Annotated in this window: 7 protein-coding genes and 1 pseudogene; 5 read left to right on the plus strand and 3 right to left on the minus strand. The window is 36.9% G+C overall.

Translation table 11 applies throughout. The features are described from left to right. A pseudogene (locus tag WFK35_RS17705) lies at nucleotides 1–320 on the plus strand (M14 family zinc carboxypeptidase); the annotation flags it as partial. A 113-nt stretch (nucleotides 321–433) separates the two neighbouring features. Here the strand turns inward: WFK35_RS17705 and WFK35_RS17710 are convergent. Then, nucleotides 434–940, minus strand: coding sequence for a DUF4920 domain-containing protein (locus WFK35_RS17710; protein WP_235130691.1), 507 nt, complete (start codon nucleotides 938–940; stop codon nucleotides 434–436). A gap of 649 nt (nucleotides 941–1,589) precedes the next feature. On the opposite strand from WFK35_RS17710, the gene WFK35_RS17715 reads away from it, so the two are divergent. The 4 genes from WFK35_RS17715 to WFK35_RS17730 all read left to right on the plus strand — a co-directional run bounded on the left by WFK35_RS17715 (nucleotide 1,590) and on the right by WFK35_RS17730 (nucleotide 6,448). Then, nucleotides 1,590–3,005, plus strand: a complete 1,416-nt coding sequence (locus tag WFK35_RS17715) for an APC family permease (RefSeq protein WP_336733696.1) — start codon at nucleotides 1,590–1,592, stop codon at nucleotides 3,003–3,005. Nucleotides 3,006–3,432: 427 nt separating this feature from the next. After that, a complete protein-coding gene (locus tag WFK35_RS17720) occupies nucleotides 3,433–3,666 on the plus strand; it encodes a hypothetical protein (protein WP_336733697.1) in 234 nt (77 codons plus the stop codon). Between the two features lie 442 nt (nucleotides 3,667–4,108). Then, entirely contained in the window at nucleotides 4,109–4,549 is a 441-nt protein-coding gene (locus WFK35_RS17725) for a GPW/gp25 family protein (protein WP_076390131.1), read from the plus strand. 24 nt (nucleotides 4,550–4,573) lie between these two features. Beyond that, nucleotides 4,574–6,448 (plus strand): type VI secretion system baseplate subunit TssF, encoded by a 1,875-nt coding sequence (locus tag WFK35_RS17730; RefSeq protein ID WP_336733698.1) that lies wholly within the window; start codon nucleotides 4,574–4,576, stop codon nucleotides 6,446–6,448. A 214-nt stretch (nucleotides 6,449–6,662) separates the two neighbouring features. Here WFK35_RS17730 and WFK35_RS17735 read toward each other — a convergent pair whose 3' ends face one another. Then, nucleotides 6,663–6,962 (minus strand): putative quinol monooxygenase, encoded by a 300-nt coding sequence (locus WFK35_RS17735; protein WP_336733699.1) that lies wholly within the window; start codon nucleotides 6,960–6,962, stop codon nucleotides 6,663–6,665. Between the two features lie 605 nt (nucleotides 6,963–7,567). After that, entirely contained in the window at nucleotides 7,568–8,248 is a 681-nt protein-coding gene (locus WFK35_RS17740; RefSeq protein WP_116099185.1) for a type 1 glutamine amidotransferase domain-containing protein, read from the minus strand. Between the last annotated feature and the right edge of the window lie 189 nt (nucleotides 8,249–8,437).

The following is an 8,437-nucleotide window of genomic DNA, read 5'->3' on the forward strand; positions in this document are numbered from 1 at the left end:
TTTCAGAATTAAATTCCGAAACCACAGGCTGGGAAACTTATCTCGAAATTCCGGAAAACAGAGAAACTCATTATGATATCATTTACAGAAATGTAAAGCTGAATACAGACCATGAATGTATTTTAGACGTAGCGGTTCAATACCGTGAAATAAAAGAAGAAGGAAAAGATGAAATCTCTTTTATTCCTTTTGTCATGGAAGTGGGAGATGTGAAGAAGAAAAAAGGCTGGCTCGAAATCGACTGTACCGGAAAGAAATTTGTCTCAGAAACAAAATATCCAAAACTGGATGCAGAAGTGAATTTTACAATAGAAGACTGAAAATAAAAAAAGCGGAACATTGATTCCGCTTTTGTTTTATATTAACTGTGTCGTTTTGATGAAAGAAGAATCTGGAAATTTACAGATCCCTTATTTCATTGAGAACAACAAAATTAGTTTACCACTTTAATTCCGTTGGCTACAAATCTGATTTCCTCTTTTGGAGCTTTGATCGCATCGATTTCAGATTGAGGCTTTTTAGCATCTTCCGCATAATGTTTCTGCTCGTCTACAGAAGTAATTTTTCTTTCTGCAGTTCCGTCCATAACAACAGTTTTACCTTTTAAAGCAGTAGGAACAAAGAATGCATAATCCTTCATTTTTACAAAAAACTGAGAGTTATCTTCTGTCTGGATCGTTAACCAACATCCTTTTTTATCGCAAACGTCTGTTACTTTCCCTTTTACGGCAACGTTTTCTACTTTTTTATCTTTTTTAAGCTTTTTGCTCAGCTTATCTACAGAAATTGCTTTAGATTCTACATTTGAAGCAACTCCGCCACCGTAAACATCACCTACAAGAGCATTCCCTGCAGGAGGTCCGAATTTTTTTGTTTCCTGTGCAAAAGCTAAAGACGAAGCACTCACGGCTACAGCAAATAATATCGCTTTGAATTTCATTTGAATTATTTTTCTCAAAAGTAATAATAAAATTCTAAACGGCAAACATTAAAAATTTGATAAAAAACAGGTTTAATCTTTCGGAATTTGAATGCATTTTCTCGGGCTAACTTTATTTTTTTATTTTAACGCTAAGTTCGCAAAGATAATAGGATTAGCTTTGAAGAAATTCCTTTCGTGATGGTGCTTAACCTGTCGAAGCAACTTTACGAAATAAAAATAATCAATGTTGTTTTTAATAAAACCTTGTGAGCATTGCGTTAAATCATTGCAATCAAAAATTATTTAACGCAGAGTTCGCAAAGATAAACTGGATTAGCTTTGAAAAAATTCCGTTCGCAAAGGCGTTTCACTCAGCAAGTGATAGCAGAATTTTATTTTGAAAATAATATTGAAGTGCCTTGATTTTATAAACTATCAGCACGCAAAAAATTGAAAAACTCTTTTATGCATTTTTATCATTCGCTGAGTGAATAGTTTATGCTGAGCCTGTCGAAGTACCCTTGCGAACGAAAAATAATCATTGTTATTTTTAATAAAAACCTTGTGGTCATTGCGTTAAATATCAATTTATAGAAAAATCCGGCGAATATTAAATAAAACAGAAAATAATCCTATAATTATTTATATTTGGAATCTACAATCAATTATGCAGAAAAAACTAAAACTTTGGGATGCCATTATGCTGGTAATGGGATCCATGATCGGAAGCGGAATTTTTATTGTTGCCGCAGATATGATGCGGAACCTTGGCTCAGGATTCTGGGTAATCGTGGTTTGGATTATTACGGGAGTGATGACCGTTGCAGCAGCCATCAGTTACGGAGAACTTTCGGCGATGTTTCCAAAAGCAGGAGGACAATACACCTATCTCAAAGAAATTTTCGGAAGAAAAATGGGCTTTTTGTATGGATGGGGATTGTTTACGGTCATTCAGACCGGAACAATTGCTGCCGTGGCAATGGCTTTCGGGAAATTTACTGCTTATCTTGTTCCCGCTTTAAATGATGCAGCTCCGATTTTCCAGAGTGGCGAATTTAAAATTACATGGATCCAGATTTTGGCAATAGCAACCATCCTTTTATTAACCCAACTTAATACAAGAGGCGTCGAAAGTGGAAAATTATTACAGAATATCTTTACAGGCTCCAAAATCATAGCATTACTGGGACTTATTGCCACAGGATTTATTTTGGTGGATATTTCGCATTTAACGGATAACTTCAGCTTTGGATATGAGGCTTTCAGCAACCTTAAAAAAGACATTTCAGGAAATTTTCTGAAAGAAGGCTGGGAACCCATTGGCGGAATGACTTTACTGGGCGGAATTGCCGCCGCAATGGTAGGCTCCGTTTTCAGTTCGGTAGCGTGGGAAAGTGTAACGTTTGTATCAGGAGAAATTGAAAATCCGAAGAAGAATGTGGTAAAATCTATGATCTACGGAACAACTGCGGTCATGATTTTGTATATCGCCGTCAATTACGTTTACCTGAACGCTTTAGACAGAGATTCCATTGCCTTTGCGGAAAACGACAGGGTAGCGGTGGCTGCTTCACACTTCATTTTCGGAAATGCGGGAACGGCAATTATTGCAGTTTTGGTAATGATCTCAACTTTCGGATGCAATAACGGACTCATCTTAGCCGGAGCAAGAGTGTTTCAGACGATGGCAAAAGACGGAATGTTTTTCAGACAGGCAGAGCAGAACAACAAAAACAATGTACCCGCAAATGCGCTTTGGATGCAGGGAATCTGGGCTTCCATTTTATGTTTAAGCGGACAATACGGAAATTTGCTGGATATGATTTCTTTCGTGATCGTTTTATTTTACATGATTACCGTTTTCGGCGTTATTTACCTGAGAATAAAACAGCCCAATCTGGAAAGACCTTACAAAACATGGCTGTATCCGGTGACTCCGATTATTTATTTATTGATCGGGACAGGTTTCTGCATCTTATTGCTCATCTACAAACAGCAGTATACATGGCCCGGTTTTCTCATGGTTTTACTCGGACTTCCCGTGTATTACCTCATTAATATGAATAAAAAAACTGAAAAATAAATTGAAAAGCTGTTCGTCAATCTGGGCAGCTTTTATTTTTTGTTAATCCTAAAGTCAAAAAATTCCCCTCCAAAGGAGGGGTGTCAAAAATTTCAACGAAATTTTTGACGGGGTGGTTTTAAAATTCGAATAATTCAAAAAGTATTCAAACCAAAATAACTCCTCCTTTCCAATATATCCGTCTTGCCAAAAAGAAATAATCATATAAAGCAGTTCGCAAAGTCGGGCAGCTTTTTTTTTGGAGCTTTTTCCAGCTTTCCATTACAATCTTTTTTTCAAAAAGGATTTTCATTGCAATCTGGGCTAGGATTTTTCTGTATAATTTCAATTTTTGTCCACTACATCCATCAAAAACAGAAAAAATTAAATCAGAAGTCCCGAAAAATTCCCCTCCTCTGGAGGGGTGGCAAAAATTTTATTAAAATTTTTGACGGGGTGGTTTAGAAAAACCAAATCATTTAAAAAACATTCAAAACCACAGAACTTCTCCGTTGATTACAAACAACCCTGTTTTAAATCTCCGGAGTTCTCCGGAAGTCTCCTGCAGTTTGCAGAAAACCACAGAACTTCTCCGTTGATTACAAACAACCCTGTTTTAAATCTCCGGAGTTCTCCGGAAGTCTCCCACAATTTGCAGGAAACCACAGAACTTCTCCGTTGATTACAAACAACCCTGTTTTAAACCTCCGGAGTTCTCCGGAAGTCTCCCGCAGTTTGCAGGAAACCACAGAACTTCTCCGCTGATTGCAAACAACTCTGTTTTAAATCTCCGGAGTTTTCCGGAAGTATCTAGCAATTTATTTGAAACCATCGTACATAAATATTGTAGACAACTGATCCTTAAGTTTTAAGGCTTTAAAAATTCCCCTCCTTCGGAGGGGTGGCAAAAATTTTAACAAAATTTTTGACGGGGTGGTTTAAAATCAAAAATCTATTTGATCTTTTATTAATTCATGTAATTTCAAGTCCAAGCCTATTTAAAAAAGAAAAATTTAAACAACAATCAATAGTATTATCTCCTTTTTTTCCTTAAAAATGATTAATTTGGTAGTATCTTTCAAAGAATTGAGTTAGATGAAGTAAAAAATTAAGAAGGAGAAATCATGGACACACCAAATTACAGAATGCCTTTTGTTCCGTCGACTTTAATGACGGAAGGAGGAAGCATAGAAACCTGCGACATGGGAGAAAGCATCGCGCACAATATTATGCTGCTCATCACCACCAAAAAAGGCGAAAACCGATACGATGAAAATTACGGAAACGACGTCTGGAATCTTGAATTCGATAACGGAATTACAAGCGCAGTCTGGGAAGCCGTTTTCATCAAAAGCCTCAAAAGACAGATTCAGGAATACGAACCCAGAATCGTTCAGCCGCAAATCGATGCACACATCCAGATCGTAGAACACAGCTACGACACAAAAGAACATACCGAAATCAAAAAAAAGGTAAAAATCGCCATCAATGCCAAAATGGAGCATTCCGGAGAACGTTTCAGCTTTTCTACAGAGCTTTTCCTGAGTCCGATGTCGATTGATTAAATTCTATAACCACCACCAAATCCTATGAACTTAGAACAGAATATTTATTCCAAAGAATCCGTAAAAGCGAGAATGCTTCAGAATGCCACAAAAGTCTGGGGATTGAAAAGCCCGCAGTCTCTTGATCCCTTTGTTAAATTATTAATTGACGCATTCAGCACGGAAGTTTTCAAAGCGAATAACGAAATACAGACCGTTAACGCCAGAATTTTAGAAAAACTGGCAAAATTATTAACGCCTTCTATTTATACACATCCCATTCCGTCTCATGCAATTGCCTTCACGCAACCTTATGAATCGTCGGAAATTTTACTGGAGCATACCGAGTTTTTCTTTAAAAAACAGATGACTTCCACCATAAAATCAGAATCGGACAAACAGATCAATATTCCTTTTACGCCAATCGGAAATATCAGAATCAACAAAATACAGACCGCCATCATGTTTGTAGGAAATACCTGCTACGGAATCGATGACCGGCTGAATAAAATTCCCATTGCAAGATTTCAGGGAAGACCGGAAGATTACCGTAAAGTGACCATCGGAATTGATGTTTCAAAATACTCAAACGAAACTTTTCCTAAAAATGTAAGCATTTACTGTTCAAATCCTGCTTTCGAACATCTTGATTTTACCTATAAATTATTGCCTTACATTACGGTTTCGTCCAACGGAAATCCGTTATTTGTAAAAGAAGGTTTAACTTATTATAAAAACAATCCGGCAGAAGGATATGAACAGATGTTCCGCGAACAGTCTATTCAGAATAAAATTATTGAAGACATCAAAAGTGTGTATCATCATAAATTCATTGAGATTTCCGGACTTTCAACCTCATTATTTTCAGAACCGGGACAGCTTCCCGAAAATCTCAGCTATGTAGATTATAAAGAAGAAATTACAAAATACATCGACGGAAAACGTTATCTGTGGCTTACTTTCGAATTTCCGCCGCAATTTTCTGCTGAAATTCTGGATAATTTTTCCTTTGTTTTGAATGCTTTCCCGATCTACAACCGCGGCTGGAAAAAAACGGAATATAGCTTAGACATCATGGGAAACAATATTCCTCTCGTAACGGATGAAGGCGAACATTTTCTTTATGTAGATGAGGTTCAGGACGGTGACGGAAGAAAATATACCGAAATTCCTTTCACCCCGAATGATGATCTCCGAAAAGGTTTATACACCGTAAGAAAGGGCGGAATGGAGCGTTTTACGAACAGAAATGCCGTTGATATGATCGCAAATGTTCTGGAACTCACTAGAGACGAAATTGCAGCCTTCTCTTTACTGAACCGTGATAATGTGAAAGGCGTTCTCAGTGAAATGTCCGACAAAATGAAATCCATGGTCCAGAAAGTAAACAATGCCAAACGAAGCATTAAACAGGAGCTGAACTATGTGATTATGGAACCGGTTGATAAAACAGATCACACCTATGCTTCATTCTGGATCACGCATTCTACATTAGCCAATCATATGCGTCCCGGAACGGAACTTTCCAATCAGTTGAAATCACAGACGCTAGTTCTTTTAACGGAAACGATCGGCGGAGCGGAAGAGCAGAAGGGAACCGACAGTATTCAGGCTTATAAATATGCTTTAACCACAAGAGATAAAATCATTTCTCTGGAAGATGTGAAAAACTATTGCCGAATGGTTCTTAAAGACGAGCTGAAAGAGGTAAAGGTAACCCGCGGAACCATGATCAGCAATAAACCGAAAGAAGGTTTTATCCGAACGGTTGAGGTAGAAATTATTCCGCAGAATTATTCTTTCTACGGAAGAGCTTACTGGGAAAATATGGCGAATGTTTTAAGAAACCAGATTATTTCCAAAGCCATCGACGGAATTGAATATCTGGTAAAAGTAACGAATGAAGATTCGGATTTTTAGTGATTGTTTAGGATATTCTCAATAAAAATGGATGAATTCTCAGACGATCTTAGGATGACTTAGCGAAATCTTCAGCATATTTATTTGAAGGAATATAAAAGCAGTTAGTATTAGAATCCTGTCATCCTGAGCTTGTCGAAGGATCTTTAGCTAAGTAATAAAAGTTTCGGGCAAACCAAAGGTTTGCCCGAAACTCATTAAAAAAAACTACTATTTAAAATAACTGATCCATAAGAATCACTTCTCTGTTTTCCAGTAAAGGAACAATCTGTTCAGCCACAACTTTCTGGTAATGCTCAGAATTTTTATGGAATTCCACTGCATCGGCATTTTTATACCCTTCAAACAATACCAAGGTATGATCGTCAGATTGGCTTTGATGTACTTTATAGAAAAGATTTCCTTCTTCCTGCGAACTTTTTTCCGCAGCCTGTTTCAGCAAATCCAAAACGACACTCAGTTTTCCTTCTTTTACCTGCCATTTAGCAAACACATATACCGCTTTTTGATCCATTTTCTTATATTTTTTTAATTATTTATTTGAATCCCTGTATTTCTAAAATAAGTAGAACGCTGTTGTTGATCTTATTTTCAAATCATTACTATTATTTTTGTCTTTCTTTGCGATTCAATTATCGCGAAATTATGTTAAGAGCCAGCCTGAATATTAAGTCTGTTTAACTTTTATTTAACCGCAAAAGCTACAAAAGATGAACTAAACTATTATTTAAAGTTGATCATTATCAATGAAAAAGATCACCATAGTTTTTAAAAATCTTTGATTTTTATTCTTTTGAGCGCTTTAATTATTCTGAAACTTAGCTTTATGATTATCTTTTGAGCCTTTTGTGGTTAATTCTGAAATTAGTTTAAACTTTTTAATAAAGATATTCTTGTTGGAAGACGCAAGATTTTTATTAATCTCAAATCTTTAAGGCGCAGGAAAATCAAAGATTTTCAATAAGGATTGATGCTTAATTTTATCTTCGATAAAATCTTTGCGCCTTAAGACAAGAGCGTATTTAATGAATATTTTGCGCCTTTGCGATATTTATAACGATTAAGTTTTTTAAGCTAATAAGCTTAATTTCTTAATGGTAAAAATGCACAACAGATTGCTTAAGCTTTTTTCGCTTCCAAAAGAGCCACTATTTTTTCTCCTACACCTTTTGCAGAAGCCGGATTTTGTCCGGTCACGATATTTCCGTCGGCAATGCTGTTTGCAGACCACGGTTCTGCTGCATGGAAAATCGCACCCTGCTCCGTTAAGGCAGTCTGAAGATCAAAAGCAACATCCGCTTTTGCATAATTCTCTTCTTCCGCAGTGGTAAATGCAGCAATATTCTTACCATTCACCAGATAACTTCCGTCGCTCAATTTTACATTCAGAAGCGAAACGGGACCATGACAAACCGCTGCTACAACACGGTTGCTTTCATAAAAATCGGCAAGTACCTTTTTAAGTTCCGGCGCTTCCGCCATATCGACCATCGGAGCCAGACCTCCCGGAACAAACACGGCATCGTAACCGGAAGTGTTTACCTCAGAAAGTTTTTTTGCACTGTGCATATCTTCCCAGCCTTTTCCCGTTAAAAATTTTAAGTTCTCCGGATCATCTGCTAAATTTAATCCGTCCAGAAACGGAGATTCGCCGGTTAAACTGGCAAAATCGATCTGGTAACCTGCATTTTCAAATTCTGCATAAGGATGCGCTACTTCAGGCAGGAAAGTTCCTGTTCTTTTATTGTTCGGACCGATAGAATTGGCGTTGGATACAACGATTAATACTTTTGGATTCATGACATTCAATTTTGTTTGTTAAAAATATTTTGTTTGATCTTTCTGAAATTGTTTGAATTTCTACAGCAAATGTATGCCGATCCAATGCTTCCTTCGAAGGACTGAAGTCACAAAAAAAGTGTGATCCAAATCACACTTCTGCATTTTACTCTATTGGATTTTGGATTTTATTGGGAGCTTTTTCCCGCT

The sequence above is a fragment of the Chryseobacterium sp. VD8 genome (assembly GCF_037149975.1).
Taxonomy (GTDB): Bacteria; Bacteroidota; Bacteroidia; order Flavobacteriales; family Weeksellaceae; genus Chryseobacterium; species Chryseobacterium indicum.